24 protein-coding genes are annotated in these 25,981 nt (G+C 65.5%); 9 read left to right on the forward strand and 15 right to left on the reverse strand.

The features are described from left to right. Window positions 1-110 precede the first annotated feature (110 nt). Complete coding sequence (locus AC1DYS_RS10770; RefSeq protein ID WP_477898801.1) at window positions 111-968, forward strand: hypothetical protein; 858 nt, start codon at window positions 111-113, stop codon at window positions 966-968. 8 nt (window positions 969-976) lie between these two features. Next, window positions 977-1,876, forward strand: a complete 900-nt coding sequence (locus AC1DYS_RS10775; protein ID WP_477898803.1) for a hypothetical protein — start codon at window positions 977-979, stop codon at window positions 1,874-1,876. Window positions 1,877-2,122: 246 nt separating this feature from the next. On the opposite strand, the gene AC1DYS_RS10780 is transcribed toward AC1DYS_RS10775, so the two are convergent. The 3 genes from AC1DYS_RS10780 to AC1DYS_RS10790 form a co-directional block, all read right to left on the reverse strand. After that, a complete protein-coding gene (locus AC1DYS_RS10780) occupies window positions 2,123-2,293 on the reverse strand; it encodes a YegP family protein (protein ID WP_477898805.1) in 171 nt (56 codons plus the stop codon). 1,180 nt (window positions 2,294-3,473) lie between these two features. After that, entirely contained in the window at window positions 3,474-3,659 is a 186-nt protein-coding gene (locus tag AC1DYS_RS10785) for a hypothetical protein (protein ID WP_477898807.1), read from the reverse strand. A 452-nt stretch (window positions 3,660-4,111) separates the two neighbouring features. Next, window positions 4,112-4,393 carry a helix-turn-helix domain-containing protein gene (locus AC1DYS_RS10790; protein ID WP_477898809.1) on the reverse strand — a complete coding sequence of 94 codons (282 nt, stop codon included), beginning with the start codon at window positions 4,391-4,393 and terminating at the stop codon, window positions 4,112-4,114. Between the two features lie 819 nt (window positions 4,394-5,212). On the opposite strand from AC1DYS_RS10790, the gene AC1DYS_RS10795 reads away from it, so the two are divergent. Continuing rightward, window positions 5,213-5,692 carry an RNA polymerase sigma factor gene (locus tag AC1DYS_RS10795; protein WP_477898811.1) on the forward strand — a complete coding sequence of 160 codons (480 nt, stop codon included), beginning with the start codon at window positions 5,213-5,215 and terminating at the stop codon, window positions 5,690-5,692. 47 nt (window positions 5,693-5,739) lie between these two features. Here the strand turns inward: AC1DYS_RS10795 and AC1DYS_RS10800 are convergent, their stop codons facing one another. Beyond that, window positions 5,740-6,540 carry a hypothetical protein gene (locus AC1DYS_RS10800; RefSeq protein WP_477898813.1) on the reverse strand — a complete coding sequence of 267 codons (801 nt, stop codon included), beginning with the start codon at window positions 6,538-6,540 and terminating at the stop codon, window positions 5,740-5,742. Continuing rightward, window positions 6,521-7,024 carry a hypothetical protein gene (locus AC1DYS_RS10805; RefSeq protein ID WP_477898814.1) on the reverse strand — a complete coding sequence of 168 codons (504 nt, stop codon included), beginning with the start codon at window positions 7,022-7,024 and terminating at the stop codon, window positions 6,521-6,523. Before AC1DYS_RS10805 ends, AC1DYS_RS10800 begins: the two co-directional genes overlap by 20 nt. 109 nt (window positions 7,025-7,133) lie before the next feature. Here AC1DYS_RS10805 and AC1DYS_RS10810 point away from each other — a divergent pair, with 109 nt between their 5' ends. The 3 genes from AC1DYS_RS10810 (at window position 7,134) to AC1DYS_RS10820 (ending at window position 11,858) form a co-directional block, all read left to right on the forward strand. Continuing rightward, window positions 7,134-7,703 carry an RNA polymerase sigma factor gene (locus AC1DYS_RS10810; RefSeq protein ID WP_477898815.1) on the forward strand — a complete coding sequence of 190 codons (570 nt, stop codon included), beginning with the start codon at window positions 7,134-7,136 and terminating at the stop codon, window positions 7,701-7,703. Continuing rightward, window positions 7,700-8,767: a FecR family protein gene (locus AC1DYS_RS10815; RefSeq protein ID WP_477898816.1), complete on the forward strand. Its 1,068-nt coding sequence runs from the start codon at window positions 7,700-7,702 to the stop codon at window positions 8,765-8,767. Before AC1DYS_RS10810 ends, AC1DYS_RS10815 begins: the two co-directional genes overlap by 4 nt. Before the next feature lie 115 nt (window positions 8,768-8,882). Beyond that, window positions 8,883-11,858, forward strand: coding sequence for a TonB-dependent receptor domain-containing protein (locus AC1DYS_RS10820; protein WP_477898818.1), 2,976 nt, complete (start codon window positions 8,883-8,885; stop codon window positions 11,856-11,858). Here the strand turns inward: AC1DYS_RS10820 and AC1DYS_RS10825 are convergent. Next, entirely contained in the window at window positions 11,825-12,181 is a 357-nt protein-coding gene (locus tag AC1DYS_RS10825; protein ID WP_477898820.1) for a hypothetical protein, read from the reverse strand. The two genes, AC1DYS_RS10820 and AC1DYS_RS10825, sit on opposite strands and share 34 nt — an antisense overlap. On the opposite strand from AC1DYS_RS10825, the gene AC1DYS_RS10830 reads away from it, so the two are divergent. Then, window positions 12,168-14,486, forward strand: coding sequence for an alpha/beta hydrolase family protein (locus AC1DYS_RS10830; RefSeq protein ID WP_477898821.1), 2,319 nt, complete (start codon window positions 12,168-12,170; stop codon window positions 14,484-14,486). The two genes, AC1DYS_RS10825 and AC1DYS_RS10830, sit on opposite strands and share 14 nt — an antisense overlap. On the opposite strand, the gene AC1DYS_RS10835 is transcribed toward AC1DYS_RS10830, so the two are convergent. From AC1DYS_RS10835 to AC1DYS_RS10855, 5 genes are all read right to left on the reverse strand, one after another. Further along, a complete protein-coding gene (locus tag AC1DYS_RS10835; protein WP_477898823.1) occupies window positions 14,431-16,440 on the reverse strand; it encodes an ATP-binding cassette domain-containing protein in 2,010 nt (669 codons plus the stop codon). The genes AC1DYS_RS10830 and AC1DYS_RS10835 overlap by 56 nt on opposite strands. Before the next feature lie 34 nt (window positions 16,441-16,474). Beyond that, window positions 16,475-17,683 carry an asparagine synthase-related protein gene (locus AC1DYS_RS10840; RefSeq protein ID WP_477898825.1) on the reverse strand — a complete coding sequence of 403 codons (1,209 nt, stop codon included), beginning with the start codon at window positions 17,681-17,683 and terminating at the stop codon, window positions 16,475-16,477. A 632-nt stretch (window positions 17,684-18,315) separates the two neighbouring features. Further along, window positions 18,316-19,086 (reverse strand): lasso peptide biosynthesis B2 protein, encoded by a 771-nt coding sequence (locus AC1DYS_RS10845; protein ID WP_477898827.1) that lies wholly within the window; start codon window positions 19,084-19,086, stop codon window positions 18,316-18,318. Between the two features lie 169 nt (window positions 19,087-19,255). Next, a complete protein-coding gene (locus AC1DYS_RS10850) occupies window positions 19,256-19,393 on the reverse strand; it encodes a rubrivinodin family lasso peptide (protein ID WP_477898829.1) in 138 nt (45 codons plus the stop codon). A 118-nt stretch (window positions 19,394-19,511) separates the two neighbouring features. Beyond that, complete coding sequence (locus AC1DYS_RS10855) at window positions 19,512-19,652, reverse strand: rubrivinodin family lasso peptide (protein WP_477898831.1); 141 nt, start codon at window positions 19,650-19,652, stop codon at window positions 19,512-19,514. 370 nt (window positions 19,653-20,022) lie between these two features. Here AC1DYS_RS10855 and AC1DYS_RS10860 point away from each other — a divergent pair, with 370 nt between their 5' ends. After that, window positions 20,023-20,997 carry a hypothetical protein gene (locus AC1DYS_RS10860; protein ID WP_477898833.1) on the forward strand — a complete coding sequence of 325 codons (975 nt, stop codon included), beginning with the start codon at window positions 20,023-20,025 and terminating at the stop codon, window positions 20,995-20,997. A 171-nt stretch (window positions 20,998-21,168) separates the two neighbouring features. Here the strand turns inward: AC1DYS_RS10860 and AC1DYS_RS10865 are convergent, their stop codons facing one another. From AC1DYS_RS10865 to AC1DYS_RS10880, 4 genes are all read right to left on the reverse strand, one after another. Beyond that, window positions 21,169-21,858, reverse strand: coding sequence for an eCIS core domain-containing protein (locus tag AC1DYS_RS10865; RefSeq protein ID WP_477898835.1), 690 nt, complete (start codon window positions 21,856-21,858; stop codon window positions 21,169-21,171). Between the two features lie 89 nt (window positions 21,859-21,947). Further along, window positions 21,948-23,111 carry a hypothetical protein gene (locus tag AC1DYS_RS10870; protein ID WP_477898837.1) on the reverse strand — a complete coding sequence of 388 codons (1,164 nt, stop codon included), beginning with the start codon at window positions 23,109-23,111 and terminating at the stop codon, window positions 21,948-21,950. Window position 23,112: 1 nt separating this feature from the next. After that, the gene (locus AC1DYS_RS10875) at window positions 23,113-23,724 is read right to left on the reverse strand and encodes a class I SAM-dependent methyltransferase (protein ID WP_477898839.1); all 612 of its coding nucleotides are present in this window, start codon (window positions 23,722-23,724) and stop codon (window positions 23,113-23,115) included. 91 nt (window positions 23,725-23,815) lie between these two features. After that, window positions 23,816-24,694 carry an REP-associated tyrosine transposase gene (locus AC1DYS_RS10880; protein WP_477898841.1) on the reverse strand — a complete coding sequence of 293 codons (879 nt, stop codon included), beginning with the start codon at window positions 24,692-24,694 and terminating at the stop codon, window positions 23,816-23,818. Between the two features lie 201 nt (window positions 24,695-24,895). Between AC1DYS_RS10880 and AC1DYS_RS10885 the strand changes: the two genes are divergently transcribed. Next, window positions 24,896-25,879, forward strand: a complete 984-nt coding sequence (locus tag AC1DYS_RS10885; RefSeq protein ID WP_477898843.1) for a hypothetical protein — start codon at window positions 24,896-24,898, stop codon at window positions 25,877-25,879. Window positions 25,880-25,981 lie beyond the last annotated feature (102 nt).

A 25,981-nucleotide genomic window follows, 5' to 3' on the forward strand; every position in this document is an offset into this window, starting at 1 on the left:
CGCCGCAAGTCTCTGCTGCCGCAGCTTTATGATCCGTATCGTCCAAATATGGTCTCGGCAGCACTATGCTCAATCCGAATGAACCTGAATTTTGGCGGCAGCCGCCGGTCATGGATCTCAACTCCGGCGCGGTGCCTATCACGGTCGGACAGACCAACAAGGCTTGGCGGGGCTTGGTCCAAACCAGCGGCAGCACCGAGCTGTCAGTTCCGGTCGTCCTCAAGTGGATTCCCACTGGCCCGAAGCTTTCAATTGAGCTGGCCTGTGCTATTACGTCGTCAATCTTGAAGTTGCCAGTTCCGCCAGGAATGCTGGTCCTTGCCGACCCGGACCAGTTGCCCGGCCTGCCAGCAGCAGGGCGTCGGATGGCTGAGGCCAGAAAGCGCGTCGTCTGCTTCGGCAGCCGACTGCAGTGGCCAGACGATACCTTTGAGCGGCTGAATCCCGGCGACACCGCCGCAGCGGAGCACACTTGGGGCATTGTCTGCAACACGAAGGTGGGAAGCAGAGGTGCGGCCTGGGATGAACTCATTGCCAATCCGGACCGACATCCCGGAAACCTTGTCTACGACGGGTCGCGACACTGGCTGATCGACCATGACTTGGCATTGCAACCGTTAGCATCCGTAATGCGCAGATTCGCCCAACGAATGGTTCGTATGCAGGTTGCAGAGCACAGGGCGTCGGTCAATCAACTCGCTGATCAGATGAAAAAGCGCCGGCCGGAGGACCATGGAATACAGGGTCAGCCTGACAAGTTCCTGCGGGACCGTTCAAAGCTGCAGGCCGCGATGAACTTTGTTCGGGGATGGGTGACCGGTGACGCGGAGCTGGACCCAATATTCGTCGACACCGAGATCGTTCTGAGGTCTATCGATGCTCGGCTGCCAGCCCTCGCGCTTATGTTGCGAGATCGTTTGGGTATGAGGGAAGGAAGGTCGCTATGGCGGATGGAAGACCACTCCTAGCCGAGTTAGTGTCGTTCAAGCCCCCGACCCTGACCGCGCGCTATGCGCCAGTCATGTGGGAACCAGTTGCGGGAACCGGGGAAAAGATCGTTGCACTTATCTGCGTGGAGCCGCATGGACCAAATCAGCTGCACATTGACCGCGCCACGTATCCCGTGCTGTCGCAGGAACGACTGCGCCAGCTGTTAGGGAGGCAGCGTGCGGCATCTGCTACCGGAGTACTTGAGGCTTGCGCTGGCTTCATGACGGAGCGGCAGCGACATGGCTCTCCGATCGTCGAGCTTCGACCTCTCTTTCAAAGCTTCACGGTCGGCCCCGTTATGGTGGCACGAGCAAACTCTGTAGCGCAGCTTCTGGACGCAGCAGTTCGAAGCGTCTCCGCCTTTGGAAGTGCTGAGCAAATAGCGGGGGCGACACGCTCGGAGGCCCTGAGACACACCATTCGAACGGCAGAGTTCTTGAGAGCAATCAAGACGACGCTGTCGAGCAACGACAGCAGATTCGAGAATAGCTTTGACGTGCCGCTAACCTTGGCCGGCGTTGAGGACATCACGATAGATTTCGCGGCGGGGCCACTTCTGGTGCAAATGACCAGCCTTGCCGCGRCGAAACGGCAAGCAGACCGAACCAAACAGGAAGTTCAAAGCAAAATATTTGAACTCGACTTGGCTCGACGTGAGATGTCTGCGGCAGGCGTTCAACCCGCTCTCTTGATCAACATGGATGCGATGAGCGCATCACAGTCTTCCGAGCCCTACGAGTGGGCAACGCGGACGCACGAACGAGTGAAGCGTGTCGCAGAAGCTTCCGGTGTAAGAATGTTCGAAGCACCCTCGATCTTGTCCGCAGTCGAGTGGCTCTGCGACGTCGCTTCAGCAGCGGCGTCACACCGACAGCGTCAGTACTGATTTCCAACACACCGCCTTGCCAGCCCGCGTAGGCGCGTCAATGGTGATTTCCAATCCAATGCAGTTCTGGCTGGGACAGAAGACGATCAGGTGCTCACTCAGCTGCTTTCCCGGGTGAGAATTCGTCTGTTCTATAAGCGAGTTTGCGAGATGAGCGTTGAATCGGCCGCAAGAAGGCGCAACGAAAAAGCGACGGCACCGCCCGAAGGCAATGCACGTCGCTCAGCTGATCAAATCAGCGACAGGTTAGATGTAGCGGATCGATGATCCACCGGACGACGCAACCAGGTTGATTGCGTGGATGCAATCTTGCTGGTTGTAGTAGCCCTCGCCAGAATTGGCGATCTTCTTGTTGTTGCTCGCTTCCAAATACCAACGCCATTGGTTGGCTGCATCGCGATACACGTAGTACACCATGTTCGCGCTCCTCAACGGCCAGACTTGTGTTTGGTCGCATCGACCAGCACATAGCCTTGGTTGGGTTTTGGAGTTGGAGGCAGCGGGTGACCCCGCACACCAGTGACTTCGTTTCCGGTGACTGGATTCTTGTACTGGCCAGAGATTGGGGCAGGAGTGCCCGGAGTCAGTCTTTTACCCATGATTTGGGATTTCCTATAAAAGCGGCGCACGCCCACGGGTCTTCCCCGAGCCTAATTGACGCTACCGTCAACTTGCGTGAAACTACTTTTCCGATGGGCTGCGCGACGGCTTGTCGGAGGTAGATGGGTTGGGTATCAGTCGTCTGTTGCTTTCCTCAGCTATCTGCTAGTCCAAGTTCACTAGCTGAACTGCCTTCCACGGGCCAGTTGCACCAGAGAGGTTGGGGGCCCCGCCACAGGGCTTTCTTCCTCTCGCCTAACATCAGATCGTTGGCAGACTCCATTAGCGAGTGCCAACCATTCCACAGATTATGCCGATCCGCTCTTGCGCCGCAAGGGGCCGCCGTTGGATATCTTGTGCACACGCCGGTGTTTTCCCGTCACCTCAGGCACCTTCCTCTTAAAAAGGCTCATCACCGTTTTCTTGTGCACAGGTTGTGCAATAGTTGCCCACAAAGTTATCAACAGAAATTGTGGATAAGCTTGTGGGAAACCGCTCAAGAAGCCTGGATACATGAACAGGCCATTTTTGTGCGATGCGGAAAGACAGATACAAAGCGTTACTTATTTGTCGAAAATGCTGGTTGGGTGATCACCACGATTTCAGTCTAACTCGGTGCCGTTTTCGTAACAGAACAGCCGGATTTCTATCCGACTGGGTAGCGCAAGACAGCACGCTCGCCGAACGATGCGCATCGACAGACCTTGGGCTGGGGCCGCTCCGTTGGTGGATCGCAGTGACGAATCGCAAAAATGCGTCTTCACTTGGTGACTGCGGTCGTGCAGTCTCCAAAACTCTGGTGCCAGCCGACGCGATGTCACTCGTCGCTCGCCTGGGCGTTTCGCCGCCCATCGGAAACGTCATCGAGAAGACAAGGCAACTACGGCACTCGAGCGAGGGCTGGGACGTAAGCCCACGGAGACCGAGCCATGTAGTCGCATAGCCTTCCGAACGGGCCGAGCGCGTACCAGCTGACGAGCATCTTGAGTGGGGAGGCTTAGAGCCCGAGTTCAAACTTGAGCTTCGCTGGGTCAGACGCTGGCCGGCCGAAGGACATTGCTGCTGCCGGGCAATGATCGTGCAGGCGATGCAAGAGCAGCATCCGAGCGTTGCGCAGGCCTTGCCCAATTGCGTCGGCGTCCTTCGCGCTCACCACTTCCACGACCCTGGTCTTGGAGTTCATGTTCTTGCCAATTGACCTCGTGCGGTCCTTTGGATCCGCAGGGTCTGCCTCCCAGAGCCCATGCACGAAAGTGTTCCGCTGGCGAACCAGCTCGATAGTCTTGTCGACTATTGCTTCGAGGTCCGCCCACCCCACTGGTTGAGCCGCTTCCGTTCTGTCTTTGAGGTACTCGCGAAGGACGGCGAGCTTAGGACCAAGGTTGTGAGGGACCTTCGCGACTGGCGCAAGATGGCCTAAGTAGTCGACTACCTCATCATCGAGAATTGCGCTATGCACCGCGATCTTGCCGATTGCGGCGTACTCTCTTGGACCTAACGGAACCATCGACTTCCCCAAGACTGTCGATGAATAGTAGTTCCATTGATGACAGGCTGGATGCCAACTGTTCGGCCTCCGTTGTCAGGCAGTGTGCCGCAATCCACGTCAGCTGCGAGTTATGAGCCCTCAGTGGCTCAGCTCTTCGGCCGCCGTAGTGGATTAAGAGCTTGGTTCCTATCCAAACGGCGATCGAGCAACTTAACAAAATCGATCAGACCCACGCCAAGCGCGTCGGTCCAACGCTTCAATTCCACAACGTCGAGGCGACGCACTCCGCGCTCGCATTTACTGACGAACGTCTGATCCTCTCCGATCCGCGCTGCCAGTTCACTCTGGCTCAGGCCGACTCGGTCGCGAGCCGCTCGCAACTCTTCAATGAAGAGCGAGTAGGCGGCGGAATGGAGTGGCTTGGACATCGGCAACGTGTGTTGGTTGCCGAGCTTCCAAGCGAACTTGTACTATGCGAAAATCGCTTTCCCTGTTTAAGAATCGACTCATCGGTCGATGGGTACTTGGGTCGACGAACGTCTGGTCTGGAGCAAGTCATGGACGAAGGCCTCTTTGAAAGCGATGCTGCATGGCAATCCGTTCCGCTGTGCCGGCGGTATTGCCTAGTGCGCTTCGAAAACCTTTCCGTCCAGACGGCGAAAGACGTCGCCTCATTCGGCACAGTCCTATGGGCATTCGGTTTTCCCTCCGGTGCCGAGTACGAAGTGCTAGGCGCTTGGCCCGTGAGAGAGCCAACCGCAACGTGGTGGACGGACGTGTTTGCCGACCTCCAGCTGCGAGGCGTGGAACGGATCGAGTCTGTCGTCGGTGTTGAGCCCCCAATGGGCGCTGCGGCCTTGCTGCGGGAGGACTCAAGGGCGGAATCTCTCGGAACGGCTCAGCCTTCGGCCTGCTTACGTGCTAACGCTTCCCTGCGATGGCGTGCTGCCGATCCGCGTTGCCACACTCCATTGAGGGAGTCGCTGCGCCAACGAATCGTTCCGTCGAGCGAGAGCGCCGCACAGCGACTGCAGTCTCTCGCATCTAAGGCGATAGCCCGGCACGGTGCCTTCAGCAACTTGGAGGAAGCCTGCTCGTTCGTCATTGGCGAATTGAGGCGCGCCGAACGAAGGATCGTTGCGTTTCGCACCGACGTCAAAGCACCAGTGGACTCTCGTTCTCAGCATCACACCCAGCGTCGATCGGCTGCAACACCGAGTCGCATAAGCCTGAGCTGATCACAGCGCATGGCCACCAACTGGCAAACCGCGTTTCTCCGCGTCAGGGCTGCTCTGATGCGACGCGGCCGCTCCACACACGATGCAGATGATCTGGTACAGGAGGCTTGGGTGCGGCTTGCGTGCTACGAACGCTCGCAGCCGGTGGACCGGCCGGAGGCGTTTCTGATGCGCACGGCGCTCAACCTCTCGATCGACAAGCACCGAGTGCAGTCGAACCACGGTGAAGAGGTGGTTCCCGACGAGGTGGTGTTGGTCGACACGAGCCCCGATGCCGAGGCCGTGCTGCTCGCCCGGGAAAGAATGGCTCGGCTTGGCGTCGGCCTGGGGCGCTTGAGCGACCAGACGCGCGAAATCTTTCTCGCCCATCGTGTCGATGGCTTGAGCTACCGGGAGATCGCGGAGCGTCACCAGTTGGCCATCAGCACGGTGGAGAAGCACGTGGCCAAGGCGACGCTGCAGCTCACCACCTGGATGGAAGGCTGGTAGCCCGATCTGTTTGCCTTCTGCGCCTTTGCTTCGAGGGGGCCTTCGCTTCAGCCGCGCGATTCCAGCAGGCCGTGCTCGGCGGCCCGGCGGGCGGATGCCTTTCGGTTGGGGCAGTCGAGCCGGTAGTTCAATCGCTGGAACCGGGTGTCCACGGCAGAGGGGCTTAGGCCGGTGCGGGCAGAGATCGCCTTGGTGCCCAGGCCTTGCCACTCCAGGTGCAGCAACGTGATGTCGATTTGTTGCAGTCGCGCGGCCTCTTTGAGGCTCACGCTCAGGTGGCGTGTCACCCAGTCGTGGAGCTCGGCCGCCAGCGATCGGGCCAGCGCCCGGACGATGCGGGCATCCTCGCCTTCGAACGCCGCGTGGCGCCGACTGCCCAGGCACAGCATCTCGACCCGGTGCAGGTCGGGGCCGGCCGGCGTGGGCACGATCAGGCACGAGGCGAAGCCGTGCTGTTGCGCGAGCGCAAGGGCCTCTTGATCGGCCAGTCCGTCGACATGGACCGCGCGGTCGGTTCCCGGGCTGCTGTGGGTGCGGGCGAATCGGAACCAGGGATGGTCGGGGAGGGGACCGCGCTGCTGTTGTCGATGGGCGAACGCGGGATCGCACGCGAACAGGCTGAAGCTGAAGGGCTCGCGTTCGGCTTCGGTTTCCGGGATGGCAACGCTGTAGAGACTTGCGGCAGCCCCGATCGCCTCCGTGGCGCTCACCAGCGCGTCCAGAAGTTGCGGTGGCCCCTCGGCGCCCTGGAGCTGAAGGATGAGCTCGAGCGCACGAGCCGGGTAGAGCGCGTCTGGTCCGACGTCGCTTCGACCGATCGACACGGCCTCATCGATCGAAGAGATCATCGAGCTGCGCCTTGATCTGCGTGAACAGCAGCGGATCCCGGAACCTCATCGGATCGTCCGCCGTGCAGGCGTCGAACTGGTCACGGGTCCTGAAGAGCGTCCACCACTCGGCGTCCGTCGGGTGCCGCGTCGTGTGGCCTGCGGCGACGCCCGAGCGGACCTTGACGAGGCGGATCTGGCCGCGATGCGGCCGCTCCCGCGGGTGGGCGGTTGGTCGTATCGACCGCAGATTGGCGAATGGGCTTCGTTTCGACATGACGGCTCCCGTTGGGTCCATGCGTCCAAGATCGTCTTCTTTGGTCGAGATGCTCAGTTCTTGCGCCTTGCGTTTCAACACGCCGATCGGATAGGAGAGAAAGCGTTCGGTCTTTTCTGGTCTGGTGCGCGTCCTGTTCGGTGGATCGCCGCGTGTGGGTTCTGCGATCCGTTGGTCCTGGGTTCCAGGGTGGTGGCGGTCGCTGGGATGCGAGAAGCGGAGGACCAATTTTCCGGAGGCGCCTGCGCGCGAGCGTTCGGCCCAGAAACTTTGAACAACGTCGCTTTCGTTCGGTGTCGTTCGCGGTTCTTCTCGCAGAATGTGCGCATGGCGGGCCGTGGTCCGCGCGCGCTGTTCACGGCACGCGGACGGGCATAGGATCACGGCCGATGTCGAACACCTCTGGGTCCTTGTTTTTGCGATGGTCAAGAACTGGCAAATCGTTTTCTCTCGCATCCGGGCTGCGCTCATGCGCCGTGGCCGGACGGAGCACGATGCCGAGGATCTGGTGCAGGAGGCCTGGCTGCGGCTTGCGAGCTACGAGCTTCGGGAGACGGTCATCGAGCCCGAAGCGTTCCTGATGCGCGCGGCACTGAACCTGTCGACCGACGCCCATCGTGCCCGCATGCACCACGGTGAAGCAGTGGTGCTCGAAGACGATGTCCTGATCGATGCCTCGCCCGGCGTCGAAGACGTGCTGCTGGCGCGCGAGCGCGCGGCGCGACTGACCGTGTGCCTCGATGAACTTCCCCAGAGGACGCGGGAGATTCTGCTGGCGCATCGGCACGAAGGCCTGCGCTACCAGGACATCGCGGCTCGGCACGGCGTGAGCGTCAGTGCGGTGGAGAAGCACATTGCCAAGGCGATGCTGGTGATCACGAGCGGGATGGAAGGGTGGTACCCATGAACCCGCGTCAGGGCGGCCTAGCAGGTGGCGGTGACGAGGGTTCGCCGCGCGTGACGCGTGACATTGCTGCAGAAGCGGCGGTCTGGATCGCGCGGCTGCACGGCCCCGACCGGTCGCCGCAGATGGAGCGCGAGTGCCGCGAGTGGCAGGCTCGCTCCGCCGCACATCGCCTGGCGTTCGAGCGTTGCACGGACACCTGGGAGGACGTGGCAGGCGTGACGTTGGGCCAGGCGTATGCAGCGACCGGTGCTCAGCGCGCGCAACGAGAGCAGCGGGAGCAGGGTGGGGTACATCGCCGCCTCTCTCGCTGGGTGCTGCCGTTGGGTGTGGCCGCGTGTGTGTCGCTGGGCGCGGTCGCGCTGGTGCTCTGGCGCGACATGGGGGTCTACACGACTGGGGTGGGTGAGCAGCGCGTCATGGTGCTGGACGACGGCAGCCGCCTGTCGCTCAACACGCGCTCCCGGGTCCGGGTGGACATGGACTCGCGCCGGCGGACCGTGGATGTCGACGAGGGCGAGGCCCTGTTCGAAGTGGCCAAGGATCCGTCGCGGCCGTTCGTCGTGCGGGTGGCGGGCAGTGAAGTCGTGGCCCACGGCACCGTCTTCTCGGTGCGCTGGATGCCGGACCGCGCGGAGGCGGGCAGGGCACTGGACGTGACGCTGATCGAGGGCCAGGTAACCGTGCAGGCGGAGCCCGGCAAGGCAGGCGGGCTGGCACCCGCGGCGCCGGTGGAGATGCAGCCGGGAGACCGCGTCCGTCTGGCGCCCGGGCCCGATGCGCGCGCGGTGCAACGGGTGGACCGCCCGCGGCTCGAGGGCGTGACGGCCTGGAAGCGCAATGAGGCCGTCTTCGACGACGTGGTGCTGAGCGATGCCGTCGCAGAGATGAACCGTTATGACCGAACGCCGGTCGTCCTGGTCGGCCCTGCCTCGCTGGGTCTGCTGCGCGTGAGCGGCACCTTCCACCTCGGCGACACCACGAGCTTTGCGTATTCCGTGGCCCACTTGCACGGCCTGGTGGTCCGTGCACGTGCTGGACGATTGGAGTTGTCCAACCCTCCATAGGAATACCCCTGGCGGAATACTGCTCGACAGCAGCGTCATCTCGTTGTCCCCAACCCGACAAAGAGAATCACAGATGCCGCGCAACGCTTCTCCCAGACCCTCTTGCGCCCGCCGCATGCGCATCGGCGCGCTGGTCGCGCTTCTTCTTGGCTCCGGCCTCGGCTGGAGCATCGCCTTCGCCTCGGAGGCCACGGCTGCGGCGCAGTTCCGCATCGATCAGCCTTCTCGCAACGTGGCCGAGGTCCTGCGGGCGATCGCGGCCCAGACCGGTGTGTCGGTGCTGTTCGATGCGGCCGTGGTCACCGGTCGGACGTCGCGCGCCGTGTCGGGGCAGTTCACCGCCGCCGAGGCCATCGTTCGTGCGCTGGACGGTACCGGCCTGACCGTCCGCGTGATGGCCGATGGGTCGATCGTGGTGCGGCCTCCCGGTCCGCCGCGTTTCGCGCCCATGAGCGGTGCTGCGGCTTCGGCTGCCGATGGCGAAGGGACCGAAGCGCCGCTTCAGGTGTCGCAGGTGCCTCCGGCTGAGGTGCCGCCGGATTCTGCGTCCGTGTCTGCGTCGGGTCCGCGGGCGATCGATTCCGGATCGCGTCTCGAGCGGGTCGAGGTCACCGGCACCCGCCTGAAGCGCATCGAGTCGGAAGGGCCGGCGCCGGTCAACGTCTACTCGCGCGAGGAGATCGATCGCAGCGGGCAGCCCACGCTGGAGCGTTTCCTCAGCAGCCTCAACGAAGCCTCCGTCAGCCCGGGCGAGGGCGGGTACAGCGCGACCACGGGGCAGGGCTCGGTGCAGCTGCGCGGCCTGCCGCTCGGGTCGACGCTCGTCCTCATCAATGGCCGCCGCATCCAGGCGGTGGGGTCGTCGTCGTCCGATTTCTTCAACCTCGACCTGATTCCGATGGCGGCCGTCGAGCGGGTCGAGATCGTGCCGGTCGGCTCGTCCGCCGTGTACGGTGGCGATGCCCTGGCCGGTGTGGTCAACGTGATCCTGAAGAAGTCGCTCGATGGCGTCACGCTGGATGCCCGGGTCGGTGCTGGCCGGGGGCTGAGCGACGGCAGCGTCTCGCTGGCCACGGGCCGCCGCAGCGAGCGGGGATCGTTCCTGCTGCTGGGCGCCTACAGCACGGCCACGCCGCTGACGATGGGCGAGCGGGACTTCTTCAAGGACGGTGACTACCGGCGTTTCGGGGGCGTCGATGCGCGGATGACGTCCTGTGTGCCGGGAACGGTGAGCAGCGTCAGCGGCGGCAACCTGCCCGGCCTGAACTCGCCCACCGCCGGCATTCCCCGAACCGTGCCCGGCCAGGGGCTGACGGTGGCGGACTTCGCCGCGACAGCGGGGCTTCCCAACCTCTGCAACCCGCTGGCCAGCGGGAACGGCACGTCGCTGGTGTACGGCAAGGAAGACGTTGCGTTGCATGGCACGGGCGAGCTGCTGCTCGGCGATGCCTGGGCTGTGTTCGGCGAGCTGAGCTTCAACCGCGACCGGCTGTATGCGAAGGAGGATGGGATGCAGTTGAACGGTGCGACCGTGGCGGCCGGCAATCCCTACAACCCGTTCGGCGAGGACGTGCAGGTCACAGGGCGCCTGGGGACGGAGAACGGCGCCACAGGCATGACGCGCACCACCCGCTTCGCGCGCGGCATGGCCGGGCTGCGTGGGGAACTCGGGGCAGGCTGGGACTTGGAGGCCGCCTTGTCGGTCACGCGTGACGATGGCCAACGGCACCTGCTCAACGACACGGTGAATGCGGCGGCGCTGGCTGCCGCGCTCGCGTCGTCGACCACGGCCGGTGCCTTGAATCCGTTTGCCACCGGCGCCGCGGCGAGCCCCGACGTCCTCGGATCGATCTGGTCGGACACGCTGCGCACGAACCATGGTCGCAAGGACCAGGGCAGTCTCTTCGTGCGCGGGCCGGCGGCGAAGCTTCCGGCCGGGTCGATAGACGTCATCGTGGGCCTGGAGGCCTCACGCGATCGCTACCGCACCGACTCGCCCGGGCAGTACGAGTTCGACAGCAAGCGGTCGTCGCATGCGCTGTACGGCGAGCTGCGTGCGCCGCTGATGCGCGCGACCCCGTCAGGCGAGAAGGCCTGGGACCTGGCGGCGCTGACGCTCGCGGGGCGCCGCGACGTGTACAGCGACTTCGGCGGGGCCAACACCTACCAGGCGGGCCTTGAGCTTCGTCCGTCGCGCTCCTTTCTGTTGCGTGCCTCGGCCGCGACGTCCTTCAAGCCGCCGACCTTGCTGGAGACGAGCGTGGAGGACACGAGCTACACGTCGGACCAGTTCGGTCTCGTCGACCCGGCACGCGGCGGTGCGCCCATCGTGGGGGCCGAGGTGCTGCGCGCGACGAACCCGAACCTGCAGCCCGAGAAGGGCCGGGCCTATGCCTTCGGTGCGATCTGGGAGCCCGACTCGATGGCCGGCACACGGGTCGGCTTCACCGCCTGGCGCGTCAGGATCAAGGGGCTGATCTCGGCGCTGTGGCCGCAGGTGACGCTCGACCACGAAGCGTTGTTTCCGGGGTTCGTGACGCGTGACGCGTCGGGCGCTGTCACGCAGGTTCTGTACTCCGAGGTCAATTTCGGCCGTGTCGACACCTCGGGGACGGACCTGGAGGCATCGCATGCCTTCAAGGCGACCGGCGGCAAGTGGGCCATCTCAGGCGGCGTGACGCGCACCAACGCATACGACGTCATGCTTTCCCCTGACGCGCCGGTCGAGAACCGCCTGGGCCGGCGTGCACCGGACTTCTGGTCCCCGAAATGGAAGGGCCGGCTGTCCGCCGTGTTCGACCAGGGCAGCTGGAACCTCGGTCTCACGAGCCGCTACCTCGGTGCTTACGCGGACGCGCTGCCGAGCGAGCGGCGGCTCGGTGACTACTGGGTCCATGACCTGGCCGGAACCCTGGACCTGAAGCGGGCCGGTTGGGGCTTCGATTCGGTGGCCGGCGCCAAGCTCTCGCTGGCCATCACCAACCTCGCCGACCGCATGCCCGAGTACGTCGACGGCTCGCCGTACTACGACGTCACGCAGGGCGACTGGCGTGGGCGCTACGCGACCTTGCGCTTCTCGGTGAACTGGTAGCGCGCGACCTCGCGCGGGCCGCACGTGCCCGCTTCCCCGGCGGTTGATTCCTTCGGACCGTCTCTTCCATTTCTTCCCTTCCATTTCTTCTCCGGCGTTGCCGGATCACAGGGCTCTTCCATGCTGTCATCTCTGCTGGCGCCATGCGTGCGCGCGATCTTCTTTCGCCTCGCCGTCCGGCTCACCGCTTTGGCGCTCCTCCTGGCGCCTTTTTTATCGGCCTGGCCGTTGGTCGCGGAGGGCGCGTCCCCCGGCTTGCCTGTCAGTCCTCCTCCGCCCGGCCCACCCATCGGTCCATCCGTGAAGGAGGTGATCGAGTTCACCCGCATCGTGCAGCCGCTCAATCACGACAACGACGCCTTTCAGACGCAGATCTCGCCGGACGGCCGCCGCGCCTTCCTCGTGACGCGCAAGGCCGATGTGCGGACCGACCTGAACCGCTTCGAGATCCTGCTGCTCGACGTGGCGCCCGAGCACCTGGCGTCCGCGCAGCCCCCCGAACCGGTCCGGCTACTCGCGATCGAGGGGGCGCAGGACAACGACGACAACGAGCACCAGATCCGCGAAGCGAGATGGGTCGGCAACGACACGATCGCGTTTCGGGGACGGGTGAAGGACCGTCCGTACCAGGCCTATCGGCTTGACGTCGCGTCGCGGCGTCTGGTGCAGCTCACGCAGGAGCCGCTGGGCGTCCTGAACTTCGATGTCAGCCGCGACCTGCGCCGCGTGGTGTACCTGGCGCCTGTTCTCAATCCACCGATGCCCGCAGGTGCGCGCAGCCTGGTGGTCGGTACGACCTCGTTCTGGAGTGTGCACTTCGGACAGGACGACACACGTCGCCAGCAGCGGCGGTATCGCTACCGTTTCGTGGAGGTCGGCCAACTTGCGCGCACGCTGGGCGAGCCCTTCCTGGAGAGCAGCAACGGCATCCCTGCGACCAGCATCTCGCCGGACGGCCGCTGGGCGGTGCTGCCGCGCTATGAGCCCAATCGCCAACTCGCGTGGGGCGATCAGTACCCGCTGGTGGCGCAGTACACGTCTCTCTATGGGCCGGCGCGCAAGCTCGACCCGCTCGCCTACTTCTCCGGCCCCAGCTCCTACGTGCCGCGACGCTTCGTGGCGTACCGGCTTGCCGATGGCAAGGCCCGGCCTGTGGAACAGGCGGTGATCGATGCGCCGGACGATTCGAGGCCGGGCGGCCAGACGCGTGCTGATCGGCTCTGGTCGGCGTTGGGCCACTCCGTCCTCATTGCAGGAACCCACCTGCCTCTGGCCGCAGCCGGTGCTGTCGCTGAAGGCGCAGCCAAGGGCGACATCCGCGAGGGCACGGCCCAGCGAGACGCCGCGCCGCTGGCATCCCACGTGGTCGAGTACTGGCCCGACTCGGGACGCTGGCAGGACATCGCCGTCCTCGAGCAGACGGCTCAGGGCATCTATCCGGCGGTACGTGAGCGGGACGCCTTCGTCGTGCTCGACGGGACGAAGCAACGCCGTTTCCAGCGCACAGCAGACGGACGCTGGCAGGAGGCAAAGGCCGATGTGGCGAGCGCTGCAGGCGGTCCGTCGACACCGGCCGCGACGCGGGTCCTGCACGTTGACGAGTCGCTGAATCAGCCGCCCGATGTGTTCGCGACCGTTTCGGGCGGGCAGGTGGTGCGCCTGACCCACCTCAATCCGCAGTACTCGGCGGCGAGCTGGGGCGCGATGCGCCCGTACGCCTGGAAGGACGTGAAGGACAGGCTGTGGGAGGGTGGGTTGATGGTGCCCGCCAATTACGACTCCAAGGCCAGGTACCCGCTGGTGATCCAGACCTACGGGTTTGATCCGGCGAGGTTCTATCGCGACGGCTCGAACGACTACGAGGGGTTCACCAGCGGCTTTGCCGGGCGCGCGTTCCTGCGCGAAGGTGTGCTGGTCCTGGCGTTCCCCTGGCGTGCTTCCTCGGGTGCACCCGATGGCCAGCACGAGGCGATCATTGCCACATCCGAGGGTGTGCGGGGCGCCATCGATGCGCTCGTCGCGGAAGGGATCGTGGACCGCGATCGGATCGGCATCATGGGTTGGAGCGCGACGGGCGAGCGCGTGCTGAACACGTTGACCTTCTCGGATGCGCCGATCCGCGCCGCGACGATGATGGACGGCGACGCGAACACGCTGTTCTCGGTGACGATCACCTATGCCGTGAGGGACAGCATCCAGCTGCGCAAGGAGGAAGCGAACCAGGGTGGTCCGTACGGTGCTTCGTGGGCGAGCTGGATCAGGAACGATCCGTCGCTGCACACCGAATGCATACGGGCTGCGCTGCGCATGGAGACCTACGGGCCGGAAGTCCACAACAACTGGGACATCTACGCGCTGCTGCGTCGCCAGTACAAGCCCGCCGAGTTCATCTTCTTCCCGCACGGCGCACACGCACTGGCCCGGCCCAAGGACCGCATGATCTCCTTGCAGGGCAACGTGGACTGGTACCGCTTCTGGCTCAAGGACGAAAAGCGTTCGGACGTCCTGATTCCGGGTGAGACCGCAGCAAGCTTGAGCGAGCAGTACCGTCGCTGGGACCAGATGGCCGAGCTCAAGCGAGCCGACGACGCGAAACCGGCCTGCGTGCGCGCCACCCGTGGCGGCTAGGGGCGGGTGCCGGAATCGCTTCGCCATGGTCCTGCGCGTTGGTGCCTGCCTGCTGTGTTTGCCACAGCCGCGCGTACGCGCCTCCCTGCCTGAGCAGCGTGGCGTGGTTGCCTTGCTCGACGACTCGACCGTGCTCGAGCACGACGATGGCATCGGCGTGGCGGATGGTGGACAGGCGGTGGGCGATGGTGATCGTCGTGCAGCCCTGCGACACCGCGCGCAGGTTCTGCAGGATGGCGCGCTCGGTCGTGCTGTCGAGCATCGAGGTCGCTTCGTCGAAGATATAGATCCTCGGCCGCTTGAGCACCGCGCGCGCGATGGCGATGCGCTGGCGCTCACCGCCGGAGACCTTCAGTCCGCGTTCGCCGACCACCGTGTCGTAGCCGTCGCGTAGCCGGTGGATCAGGTCATGCAACCCGGCGAGGCGGACCGCCTGCTCGATGTCCTGCTGGAGTGCGCCCGGCTTCCCGATGCCGATGTTGAACGCGATCGTGTCGTTGAAGAGCACCGTGTCCTGGGGCACCACGGCGATCATGGCGCGCAATTCGTCGGCCGGAAGGGCGTCGATGGAGACGCCGTCGATCAGGATGCGACCGGCTTGGGGCCGGTAGAGGCGCAAGAGCAGCCGCACCAGCGAGGACTTGCCGCAGCCGCTCGCACCGACGATCGCGGTGGCGCGGCCCGGCGCAATGTCCAGGGTGAAGGCATTCAGCACGGGTTTCTGTTCGTCGTATGAGAACCGGACGTTGAAGAAGCTGATCGACGCCGGCCCGCTGTTCTGGGCGTTGTTCCTCTCGGCGTTTGTGGTCTGCGTGCTCCTGCTCGTGGCGCTCCGGATGTCGACGTCTTCGATGGCGTGGCCCGAAGGCATCGCCTGCTCGCGCGTCGGATCATCGGCAATGAGGTCGGCGTTGGGGGCGGTGGGGTGGTGCGCGCGGAGCGCCTCGGGCGCCTCGTCGAGGACGTCGAGCAGGGGCCGGATGAAGGCCAGCGCTTGCGACAGGTCGCGTGCGGCGCCGCCCAGCATCTCCAGCGGGCGCACGACCTGGAGCAGGTAGACGCTCGCCAGCACCAGACCGCCGACGCTGAGCATGCCCTGGTTCACCGCGTGCAGCGCGACGGCGAGGCAGGCGGCCATGGCCCCTGCAAACGTGGCGGTCAACGCGAGGCCCATTCGTGTGCGTGCGCGATTCAGGTGGCGCCAACGATCCTCCAGTCGCGTGGCGATCGCGCCGTAGCGCTCACCCGCGGCCCGCTCGGCGCTGAAGCACTTGATCGCCTCGCAGTTGATCAGGCTGTCCGTCAGCATGCCGTGTGCGTCGAGGCTGGCTTCGCAGACCGCGTCCGCCCCGTCGCTGAGCCGGAAGGTGCAGAAGCTGAGGACCGCGAGGTACGCAATGGCGGTTCCCGCAAAGCTTGTCAGCAGCACGGGAGGCGCCACCGTCGCGAGCACGAGGGTCACCGTGACCAGTTCGACCGCGACGGGCAACACGCTATGGACAAGGTGGAAGACGATCAGCTGGTAACCCGTGATCGCCTGATGAAGGCCGTCGGCGACGCTGCCACTTTGTCGGCCGAGGTGAAACGAGAGTGGCAATGCCAGGAGGTGCTCGACATAACGCCGCTTCAGGCGTGCATAGACGCGCTGCTCGGCTGCGCCTACCAGCGGGGGGCGCAACTCACCGAGCAGCCGGGCGCCGCACAGCGCGCCCAGGTAGGCGATCGCCCAGGCCATTGACCCGTTCAGAAAGGGCCACCAAGCCGATGCCTGCCAGCGGCCTGGCGCACTGGATGCGCCATCGACCATTCCCTTCAGGGCCAGGGGCGCGACGCCGGCGAGCAGGCCGCCTGCGACCACCAGGACCGCGGTGATCGACAGTCGCCACGCCACGTAGCGGCCCGCGCCTCGACACAGGACGCGGAGCGCAGCACCCAGGTCGCGAGCCCAGTCCATGCGCGACATCCGCCTGCGGCGTGCTGCTGACGCGCTAGCGGCGCCTGCCATGGTGCGTCGTCGGCGGCGTGTCGGTCCAGCGGCTCAACCACGCCTCGATGGCGATCAGGGTGTGGATCTGGCTGGGATGGCTGACCAGGGCCGTCGGCCTGCCAGACAGGATCTCCTCGACATTGCTGCGATCGATCAGCTGGCGGCGCACCAGTTCGCCTTCGAGCAGCAGGCCGCGGGCGAAGTCGATGTTGTTCCGCAGGACGGCGACGGCGTGCTCCTCCATGCCGCCTTTGGAGCGACGGCAGGCGATGCGCGCCGGCAGGTCCGACGCAAACGCCCGTCTTGCCAACGCGCGGCCGTTCCCGCCTTCGGTCAGCTGGTACGTCGGCAGTCGAAGGCACAGTTCGACCAGCGGCTGCGACAGCAGCGGATGGACGAACTCGGGGGCCGCGTCCTGTTCGAAAGGGTCGTAGTAACCGAGCGGGTGCATCAAGGCCCGCGTCTGCATGTGCTTGCCGATGGGCAGACCGGTCGGACGGCTCAGGGCCGGATGAACGTAGCGCTCGCGCGCGAGATCCATGCGCAGGAGACCCTCGCTGAGCAGGACCGAGCGCGGGGCCTGATCTCGCTTCAGCAGGGCAGGGTGGATGCGGTCCGCCAAGGCGAGGGCGATGGCGCGCCAGACCGAGACCTTGCCGAGGCGTGCGGCGTCCAAGGCCGCGTTCGCAAACCCTCGGTCGATGCCGCGCCCCCTCAGGTAGTCTGCGATCGGCCACCAGGCGCCGAACTCGAAGAAGAGCTGGTCGCCCCCCGCGCCGGTGAACATGGCTGTGGCTGAATGCGCCGTGGCCAGCCTCGCATCAGACCGGGCGTTCATCGAGCCGACGTAGTGGACTGGGGCCGGCATGCGCGGGATCGACAGCGTCTGCGCAATCTCGAAGCCTGGCTCTCGTTCTCGCTCGATGAGGTCGCGTCCGGCGCGTGCGGCCGAGAGGCGCGCGTAGAAGCGCTCGTCGCTGTCCGAGCCGGGCGAGTGGTAGTTGACGCAGAGCACGTCGTTCGGCGATTCAGTGGCGGCCAGGCAACTCGCCAGGATCGACGAGTCGACGCCGCCTGACAGGCGCAGCAGGAGGGTGTCGTAGCAGGATGCCCACGCATGGGTGCAGGCGCGAACGAGGTGTCGCAGTGTTTGCGCCGCTTCTTCGGCGCCGTAGGTCGCCGGGGCGCGGGCGATGTCGACGGCGTCCACAGCTGCGTCGCCTTGCCCGTCTCGAGATCGATGCATTGACCGGGCAGGACCTGCGAGATGCCGCGCAGGGCGGTCTCTTGACCGCCAAGTTCTCCGAGCAGCAGGTAGGCGGCCAGTGCCGCATCCTCGATGCGCGGGAGCGCAATGTGCGACAGCAGGTCGAGTGCATCCTCGAGCCACGAGAAGACGATGGACACGCCCTCGTGCACCGTCACGAAACATGGCAGCGTGCCGCTCGGGTCTCGCAGCAGGCGGGTCTGTCCCGAGGGCGTGCGCAGGAAAGCGACGTATCGCCCCCAGAAGTCGTGCACGAGGGTCGCGCCTGCGTCACGCACGGCGTTGTCGCCATCCGGTCCCACCAGCGAGACCGCTTTCGGCGCGGGAGAACCGAGTTCGCTGCGCCGGAACAGCTTGCCGAGCACGACGCCTTGCCCGGCCGGCAGCGGGTACGCTGCGTTGGCGCCTTCGCGCCCACCGGTGATGTAGACCTGCAAGCCCGGGCGGCTGTGCGCAGGCTCCCAGTCACGGCTTGCTTTGAGTTCGAGGCCGAGGCGCAGCGCAGTCGACGCGTGCGTCGCGTGTGCGTCGTCCCAGGCCAGGGCGATGTACCGGAACACGTTGGCGCCCTCGGGTCAAACGACGAGGATCGGGGTGTAGCGTCGGACGTGGTCGGGCTGATCGTTGAGCACAATCGCGCCGCTTTGTACCCACGAGTGCGCACCGAAGGGACGGATCTTGACGCCGATGACCCACCGCGCCAGGACGCTTTCCGCGGCGAGGTAGTTCGTCAACGCGAGGGAGTCCCGCAGGCACTTCTCCTCCGCGGTGAAGCCAAAGGGGCGCAGCCTCTCGTAGGCTAAAGCGGCACGGCAGGCCGCCTCGGGCACGCGCGCGTTCGGTGTCTGTCGTTCGATGCGGGCGCTCCGTGAGGCCACGGTGGTGGCAATCGACTCCAGTGAGCGACACCGCAGCCAGAGTGCCGCGACGGCGGCCGATCGCAGGAAGCGCGCGACGTGGCAGAGGTCCGTGCTCGAATGCGTGTCATCTTGTTCGGGGTCGATCGACGCTGTCGCAGCGTCGAGTCGGGGCACCTCGCCCGGGGTCGCGTCGCGCGAGAAGGTCCGTTCACGCGTGAGCAAGCCCTGGTGGGCGAGGCGCTCGATCAGTGCGGAGCTGGCGCACGACGCAGGCAAGGTGAAGGGGGTGGCGTCGGCATCGGTGCATTCGCCGGCGAGAGGCCAACCTTCGACGTGATGTGCCAATGCGCTCGCACCCTCGGCGCCGATGCTGAGGTACCGATTGCGCCGCAGATCCAGAAGAACGATCTGGTCGTCGACCTTGGACGCGCATACGTGTGAGGCCAGCCTCATGGGTAGTTGACTTGATGCATCGACTTCCCGCATGGGTGTGTCCTGATGTTGGGTTGGGTGGAAAGGGCGCGCGAGGCCGGGAACGCCAGGCGGTTCGCGACGCGAGGAACTTCAAGTGGGTGCTGCAGGCGTTTGCGATGCCGCCACTTGGCGGTGGGACGCGCGCCGGTCGAACCGACGCGCGTCGTCGGGCGGCGCTCCGCTACTGCCTGCGAGCCATCAGGATGGGGTTGTCCTCGAGATGGGCCAGGGCCGGGGGGCCCATGGTCAGCGCCTTGGCATCACCCAAGTCGACGACTTCCGGTTCGAGCTTCTGCTCCGCTTGCGATTTCTCGTTCACGTTGATTTCCTTGAGGTTGGAGGGAGGGACCGCTGCCTCGGGCCTTGTGGGCCGTGGCACGCATCGGGTGCGCCACGCGCGCCGGTCGGGCCGGCGCGCGTGGCCAACCGACGCTCGGTTACGGCTGCTTCTTCGCGAAGATGGTGGGGTTGTCTTCGAGATGGACTTGGGCCGCCACGCCCATCGTCAGGTCCTTGGCGTCACCCAGGTCGACGATTTCCAGGTCGAGCTTCTGCTCGGATTGCGACTTCTCGTTCATGTTGAACTCCTTGAGGTTGAAGGGACGGTGCCTCGGCCTTGTGGGCTTCGGCGTCCTCAAGGTAGGCGTGTCGGATCACGCGGTCCATGCCCGAGCCTTGCCGACGTGCGAGCGTTCGGTGCGTCTGCAGGGTGCTTTGCAGGCGACACGCCGCCGCTCCCGTCACCGTCCAAGGAAATCTCAACGACCTTCTGCTTGTTCGGCCTTGAACAGCTGGATCAACGACGCTGCACACGGTTCGGCCGAACGTTGTCGGCGTCGTTGCCGCTCTTCGCCGCTTTATCACCCCAATGGGGGGTGAGGCAGCGACAAGCGAGATCGTCAATGTGAGATGTGCTGCGCCCGGTCCACTGACGAAGATCCTGCCCTGGTGTCGACGTGGACGCTCTGCTGGCAGGCCGCTGTCGGGCGTGACTTCCTCGTCGATCCCTCGCTGCACGGGCGCATCCGGCATCGCCTGATCGGTGCGCATGAACGTGTGGGACGCGTGCTGATCGACTACCTGGTCCTGCCGGGAGAGATCCACACCGTCACGCAGATTCCTGCAGGCGACTCGGTCGGAAACGTGGCGCGTGCCTTCGGCAACGTGTTGTCTCGATGGGTCCGCGAAATGCAGCCTGTGCGCAGCCCGGTGCTGGCCGGCCCCTACCGGGCGCAGCCGCTGTCCTCGATCGACAGCCTGCGGGAGGAAGCCCGCATGCTGGGCTGGCGGCCGGTGTACCTCGGCCTGTGCTCGACGCCGACGCATTGCCCGCACGGCGCGTTGCGCACGGTGCTCGGCCTCACGCCCGCAAACGGGTTCGATGCGCGACCGCTGCTGCAGCATTTCGGGCCCACCGTGACGGAGGCGCGGGCGTCGCTCGGTCGCTCGATGCGCCGCCGACCCAGCGACGAAGAATGGCGGGCGTGGGAGTTGGCGCGCGGGCTGCAGATGGCGATCGGCAGCGTCGGGCCGCGGCCGACCATGGCGAGGGCCGTGCATGGCCCCGCCGCGGCACTGGTGGCTGCGGGCAGGACGTATGACGTGGACGGCGCGTTGGCACTGCTCGCGGGCTGGGTGGCGGCCAGAATCCAGACCTCGGCCGTTCCGGACCTGCACGGGGGATCGAGCGCCATGGACGCGCGCGGCCGGGCATTGGTTGCTTGCTTGGCCGTGGACCATCACCTGTGCTCGGCGTCGTCCGTGGCGAGGTACTTCCGCAAGGCGAAGGCGACGCTCAGCGAACAGATGGCGGCTTGTCGACCGCGAGCGGCTGACCGACGCATCCTCGAGACGCCGGTGCGCAGGATCCTGGAGGAGGCGGCTGCGCTTCGTGCCCTGGGAGAGTCAAAGCGATCTCCCTAGGCACGACGTCACCTGCGCGGGGTATTCAACATCATGCCGCCGATGCCGAGGGGCACCAGTCCGTTGGCAGTCCGAAGTGGGGCCAAGTCCGGTGCACGGGTGCGTTGAAGCCGGGCCGACGCCGTTCATGCCCATACGCCGCGCGCTCTCTCCACCGGTCTTGCAACTCGACTAACTTTTGTCGTCGAGGCGCTGCGCTGCTTCGCCATGCACGGTTGAGGCGGTACTGAGCGCACGTGCACCCATGGCATCGGCTTCGCTCTCGAGCGCATGGTCGTCGTTGATGCCCACGCCCTGCATCTGCGTCGTGGGCTGCACCCGGCCTTGGCGTTGCTGCACCACGTGCCACGCCTCGTGCGGCAGGTGTTGCTCCTGGCCCGGCGCGAGGTGGATGTCGTTGCCCTGGGCATAGGCCAAGGCGTTCAGCTGGGCCGGCTTGTCGGAGTTCGAATGCACGCGGACCGACGACATGTCCATGCCCGAGAGCGATTCGATGCCCGTCTTCAAGCCGTCGGGCATGCCGGTCCGGTTGGGCTCGGCCTTGGCTTGCGCGGTGGCAAAGCGGCCTTGCAAGGGTTCTTCTTCCTCTGGACCTTGGCGCTGCGCGACGGCGAATTTGCCCTGCATTGGCAACTCTTCCTCGTCGGGCCCGACGCGCTGCACGGCCTTCATCTGTAGCTCTTCTTCAGGCCCCTGTCGCTGAGCCGCTGCACCGAAGGCTGCCTCGACCTGCTGCCGCTGCGCGACCATGCGCTCGCTGGCTTGCAGCTGCGCGGCGGCATGGCCGCTTGAGCTGCGCCGGCGGATCTGCTCGGCGCCCGGAGTCGACGATGCCGAACGCTGTGAGACACGGGTTTTCATGGGCGAAGCTCCAGAGAGTGGCCAGCGGGTGCCATGCTCCGCGCACGCAGGCTGTCTGACCATCGGTGATTTGCGGAGTTACACATCGCTCAAACGGGATACGCAGTGACCACCGTCTTGCCGCTGCTCGTGACGACCACGAAGATGCGGTTGGTGGCATGGCCGGCGATGGTGGTCCCCGTCGCTGCGCCCGAGTCGTACGTGATCTCGAAGCGGCCGCGAGGCCTGTCATCGGCCACGTTGAGGTGTGGGCCGGTGAGCGCGCCGGCCCCCAACGCGGCGGTGATGCGGCCGCGGATCACACCCCAATCGTCAGTGTTGAATTTGCCCGCACCGGCGGCGGCCGACGACAGGCGGTGCCGATCCATGATGTGGGCCTGGAAGAACAGCGCGGCCTCCCGCGGTCTGGGCACCTCGGGCCCGACTTCGTTCCAGCCCTCCGCCAAGGCGGTTTCAAAGGGCAGGTCGGTGGCATCGCGGGCGCGCTGTTCTGCGTCGATCAGGCGGGCCGGGATGCCCTCCCAGCCGGTGTAGTCAGCGGCCGTGTCGAGCGTGGCCATCATGGCGTCGACCTCGTCCTTGAGGCCACGCAGCGTGGTCACCGCACCTCGCTGGCCGAGGTCCATCCATTTGCCATCGCCCAGTTGGGTGAGGATGAATTCGCGGGTGCCGAAGGTGTCGGCGCGCATCTGGTGCAGAGCCGCCTTCATGCGGGCTTGCTCGTGCGCGAACGACGCGGCCACGAAGGTGTCGCTGTCCTGCCCCACGAGCGCGGCTTCAGCAGTCTTCACCGCGGACCAGCGGGTCTCGGTGGGTTTGAGATTCAGCGTGCCGCTCACCAGCAGTCTCAGTTCGGCGATCTTGCGGGCGAGGGGGTTGGCCGGATCGGGCGCCAGGTTCAGTTGCTGCAGGAAAGTGTTCAGCCGGGTCTGGTGCGGCAACAGGATGCGGACTGCCGCATTGACGCTGCTCTTGACCTTGTCGAACTCCGGCACCCGCAGCGCAGGCCTGTGGTCGAAGTAGCCGCTGGTGAGAAGGGCGGCGGCGTAGAGATTCACGCGCTGGACAACGCCACTCGGCGCGCCGGACTGCACGGGCAGCGCCGGGCCGAAGGCTGCGTGCAAGGCTTGGCGCTGGGCCGCGATGCGCGGGTTTTCGGCCTGATCCTGGACAGGCTTTTCGGCCGGCTCGCGCTGGGCGGCGGCCTGGCGCTCGCGTCGTGGGGGCGCTGCCTGCCTGCGGGTTTTCATCATGTCAGGCGGCCGTGCGCATCACCACGGTCACGGCGTTGGCCACATCGCCGCGCACGAGACTCACGCTGGAGGACAGCTTGCGGCAAAACGCAACGATCTCGTCGACCGGGTGGCCCACCAGCAACGGGTGTTCAGGGAAATGCCTTTCGTCCAGCACGCTGAACACCACTGTCTGCGCTGCGCTCACGAACATCTTGGCGATGGCGCCGTACACATGCTGCGGGTTGCTGCTGCGGTAGCTGAGCGAGCCGCAGGCCACCACGTGGTCGACGCGCGGGAAGATCATCGTGTTGAAGTCGCCCAACTCGAAGCCGGCATGGGTGTCGCCGGCATACCGGCTGCGCGCCTGCGCCACGAACTCGGGCACCTGCTCGATGCCCAGATAGCTGATGCCCTGGTAGCGCGCGTCCAGAAACGCCTTCAGGTCGCCGGCGCCGCAACCCAGGTCGAGCACGCTGCTGTCGTCGAAATCGGCCGCTTCAGCGATCACCTCGAAGCGGCTCGCCTGGCTGGCTTCGCTGACCCAGCCCAGCGCCCGCACGCTGTCGGCGCCGAACTCGGCGATGCGGTGGCGGTGGAAGTGAATCACCGTGGCGCGGTCGATGAGGTTCATGAGGCTGCTTTCGTGAAACGCACTGGCCAGCATCGCAGGCCGCGCGGGCGAAATCCATCGGTGAATTGCGGAGATTGCGTCTCGGAACAGCTCAAGGCTGGCCGGTTGATGCACCCTCTGCCTTGGCAATCAAGCGGCTCACCCTGGATACCGACAAACCCAGTTCGGCGGCCAGTGCCGTCATGGTCAACCCGCCTTCGGTGTGGGCGCGGTACAGCGCGTCTTCGCGGCTGACGCACAGGCTCAGCCAGTGCGCCAGCGGCCGAGCCGACAGGCGATGGGTGCGTGGTGTGTCGCGAGCGGCCTTGCGAGGCGGCTCGGCCAGCGCCTGCATGCGGTCGACGAAGGCCTCGTCGCCCAGGTAGATCTGCTGGCGCAGCCCCTCTTCCCACAGCGCGACATCCTGACCCTCGGCCACCAGCGCTGCATAGTGCCGGGCCGCGCGGCGATGGTCGGCGGCCGTGGCGGCGGGGCGCTGCAGCAGGTAGCCATGCAGGCCATCGGTATCCAGCCAGGGCGGCGTGGTTGCGTCGCCCACGTGCGCCCGGTAGCTGGACCAGGGCCATTCGCCTGGCCCGGCCACCATGCCGGCGCGCACGGGGTTGAGTTCTACGTAGCGGCACACCTCCAGCAGGTACGCGTCCCGGTCCACCAGGATGGCCTTGAAGCGGCCCTGGAACAGGTGGCCCACCTTGCCGTGCCTTCGGTTGAAGACCTGGGTGTAGACGCCGTTGAGGTGCCGCATGAGTTGCGACAAGTTGGCCTGGCGGGTGTGCAGCACGAAGTGGTAATGGTTGCCCATCAGGCAGTAGGCCAGCACCTGCGCGTCGAAGCGCTGCATGCGTTGGGCCAGCACGGTCAGCAAGGCCGCGCGGTCGGTGTCGTCCACGAAGATGGGCTCGCGCCGGTCACCGCGAGAGGTGACGTGGTAGACGGCGCCGGGGAATTCGATGCGGAGGGGGCGGGACATGGTGGGGGAGTAGGCGGAGAGGGGAGGCAAAAGGCAAGACCTGACCCCGAATCAGGGCCCGAGAGCCTCCTGAACATCGGTAATTTGCGGAGTTACATGCTGCTCGATGCCATCGGTGGATTGCTGAGGCCGCGGCTGCCCGAATCCGCAAATTACCGATGGTTGGCGAGTGCCGTGCTCCCTACGATCACAGCCAATCGCATGTCACACGCCGAGCAGCCCGCAACCAAGCAAGCCGATGGACACCACTGCGCCACGCACGGTGACACGGCGGGTGGGAGCACGCCGCTGAGCGAGCAGCTGAGCCAGTCTGCGCGCATGGTGGCCCAGCGCGAGCAGCTCAGCACTGCATTCGGCCAGGCACAGATTGCAGCGGGCCCCGTGATCCAGGCGAAGTGGAAGAACCTCAACGACACGGTCGTGGTGTGGGACCGGCCGCTCGGTGGCCTGCGCTGGTACTTCGACACCGAAACCGAGCTCATGAGTTTCGAGGTGGTGACGCAGCCCGAAGACGAAGACCTGATCGCGCACATCAACCGTCTGAGGGACGAGGAACACAGCTACCACGACTGGCTGGACATCTGGGCCCAGCTGGGATGGATCGAGCAAGGCGGCGAAAACGACCTGTCGTTCTTCAACGAGGAAGCAGGCCAGGTGGAATGGTGGCAGGAGCCCGATTTCCCTCTGCGCTGGGAGTGGTGGGATGAAAAAGCCTTGTACCGCGCCGAACTGGAGCCGCGCCCGCTGCCGGGCTACCGCCAGCAGTGGCCGAATTCATGCGGCATCGAAGGCATGCGCATGGTGGTCGAAGGCTTGACCGGCGTGCCGGTGGACAGGGCTGATCTCATCGACTACTTGACCGAGCGGATCTCGGTCTTGTCAGAGATCAAGCGCAGCGGCATTCCGTTTCACAACTTGCCCATGGTCTTCGACGAATACTTCGGCATGCGTGTCGCAAAAGAGATCGCCAAGGACACCGAGGCACTGGCCCGCTTCCTGACAGGCAGGCAGACCGTGATGCTGGAGGTGGCTGAACACGTGATCGTGGTCGATTCAGTCACCGGCGAACCAGGGCAGCGGGTCTTCGCTATCCGTGACCCGGCGCACGGTGACATCGAGCAGGTTGGGCAAGACGACGCCCGTCTCCATGGCACGGGGCGCATCCTCGTCATTCCCCGTGGCTAGCCGTACATGTCATCAGGCCTCGGCGCGGGCGCTTCTTTCGTGTTGACAGGTCCTAGGCGAACCACAGCGGTTGTGCCTGAGTCCCGGCAACCGTCGGCCTCG

The organism is Rhizobacter sp. P2_G4 (genome assembly GCF_056403575.1).

Excerpts from the sequence above, each read along its gene's own strand:
- AC1DYS_RS10800 (WP_477898813.1), bottom strand. The coding sequence starts at position 6,540 with ATGATCTCTTCGATCGATGAGGCCGTGTCGATCGGTCGAAGCGACGTC.
- AC1DYS_RS10795 (WP_477898811.1), top strand. The coding sequence starts at position 5,213 with ATGGCCACCAACTGGCAAACCGCGTTTCTCCGCGTCAGGGCTGCTCTG.
- AC1DYS_RS10770 (WP_477898801.1), top strand. The coding sequence starts at position 111 with ATGGATCTCAACTCCGGCGCGGTGCCTATCACGGTCGGACAGACCAAC.
- AC1DYS_RS10865 (WP_477898835.1), bottom strand. The coding sequence starts at position 21,858 with ATGAAAACCCGTGTCTCACAGCGTTCGGCATCGTCGACTCCGGGCGCC.
- AC1DYS_RS10845 (WP_477898827.1), bottom strand. The coding sequence starts at position 19,086 with ATGCGGGAAGTCGATGCATCAAGTCAACTACCCATGAGGCTGGCCTCA.
- AC1DYS_RS10785 (WP_477898807.1), bottom strand. The coding sequence starts at position 3,659 with ATGAACTCCAAGACCAGGGTCGTGGAAGTGGTGAGCGCGAAGGACGCC.
- AC1DYS_RS10885 (WP_477898843.1), top strand. The coding sequence starts at position 24,896 with ATGTCACACGCCGAGCAGCCCGCAACCAAGCAAGCCGATGGACACCAC.
- AC1DYS_RS10835 (WP_477898823.1), bottom strand. The coding sequence starts at position 16,440 with ATGGACTGGGCTCGCGACCTGGGTGCTGCGCTCCGCGTCCTGTGTCGA.
- AC1DYS_RS10790 (WP_477898809.1), bottom strand. The coding sequence starts at position 4,393 with ATGTCCAAGCCACTCCATTCCGCCGCCTACTCGCTCTTCATTGAAGAG.
- AC1DYS_RS10820 (WP_477898818.1), top strand. The coding sequence starts at position 8,883 with ATGCGCATCGGCGCGCTGGTCGCGCTTCTTCTTGGCTCCGGCCTCGGC.
- AC1DYS_RS10855 (WP_477898831.1), bottom strand. The coding sequence starts at position 19,652 with ATGAACGAGAAGTCGCAATCCGAGCAGAAGCTCGACCTGGAAATCGTC.
- AC1DYS_RS10815 (WP_477898816.1), top strand. The coding sequence starts at position 7,700 with ATGAACCCGCGTCAGGGCGGCCTAGCAGGTGGCGGTGACGAGGGTTCG.
- AC1DYS_RS10880 (WP_477898841.1), bottom strand. The coding sequence starts at position 24,694 with ATGTCCCGCCCCCTCCGCATCGAATTCCCCGGCGCCGTCTACCACGTC.
- AC1DYS_RS10875 (WP_477898839.1), bottom strand. The coding sequence starts at position 23,724 with ATGAACCTCATCGACCGCGCCACGGTGATTCACTTCCACCGCCACCGC.
- AC1DYS_RS10780 (WP_477898805.1), bottom strand. The coding sequence starts at position 2,293 with ATGGTGTACTACGTGTATCGCGATGCAGCCAACCAATGGCGTTGGTAT.
- AC1DYS_RS10870 (WP_477898837.1), bottom strand. The coding sequence starts at position 23,111 with ATGATGAAAACCCGCAGGCAGGCAGCGCCCCCACGACGCGAGCGCCAG.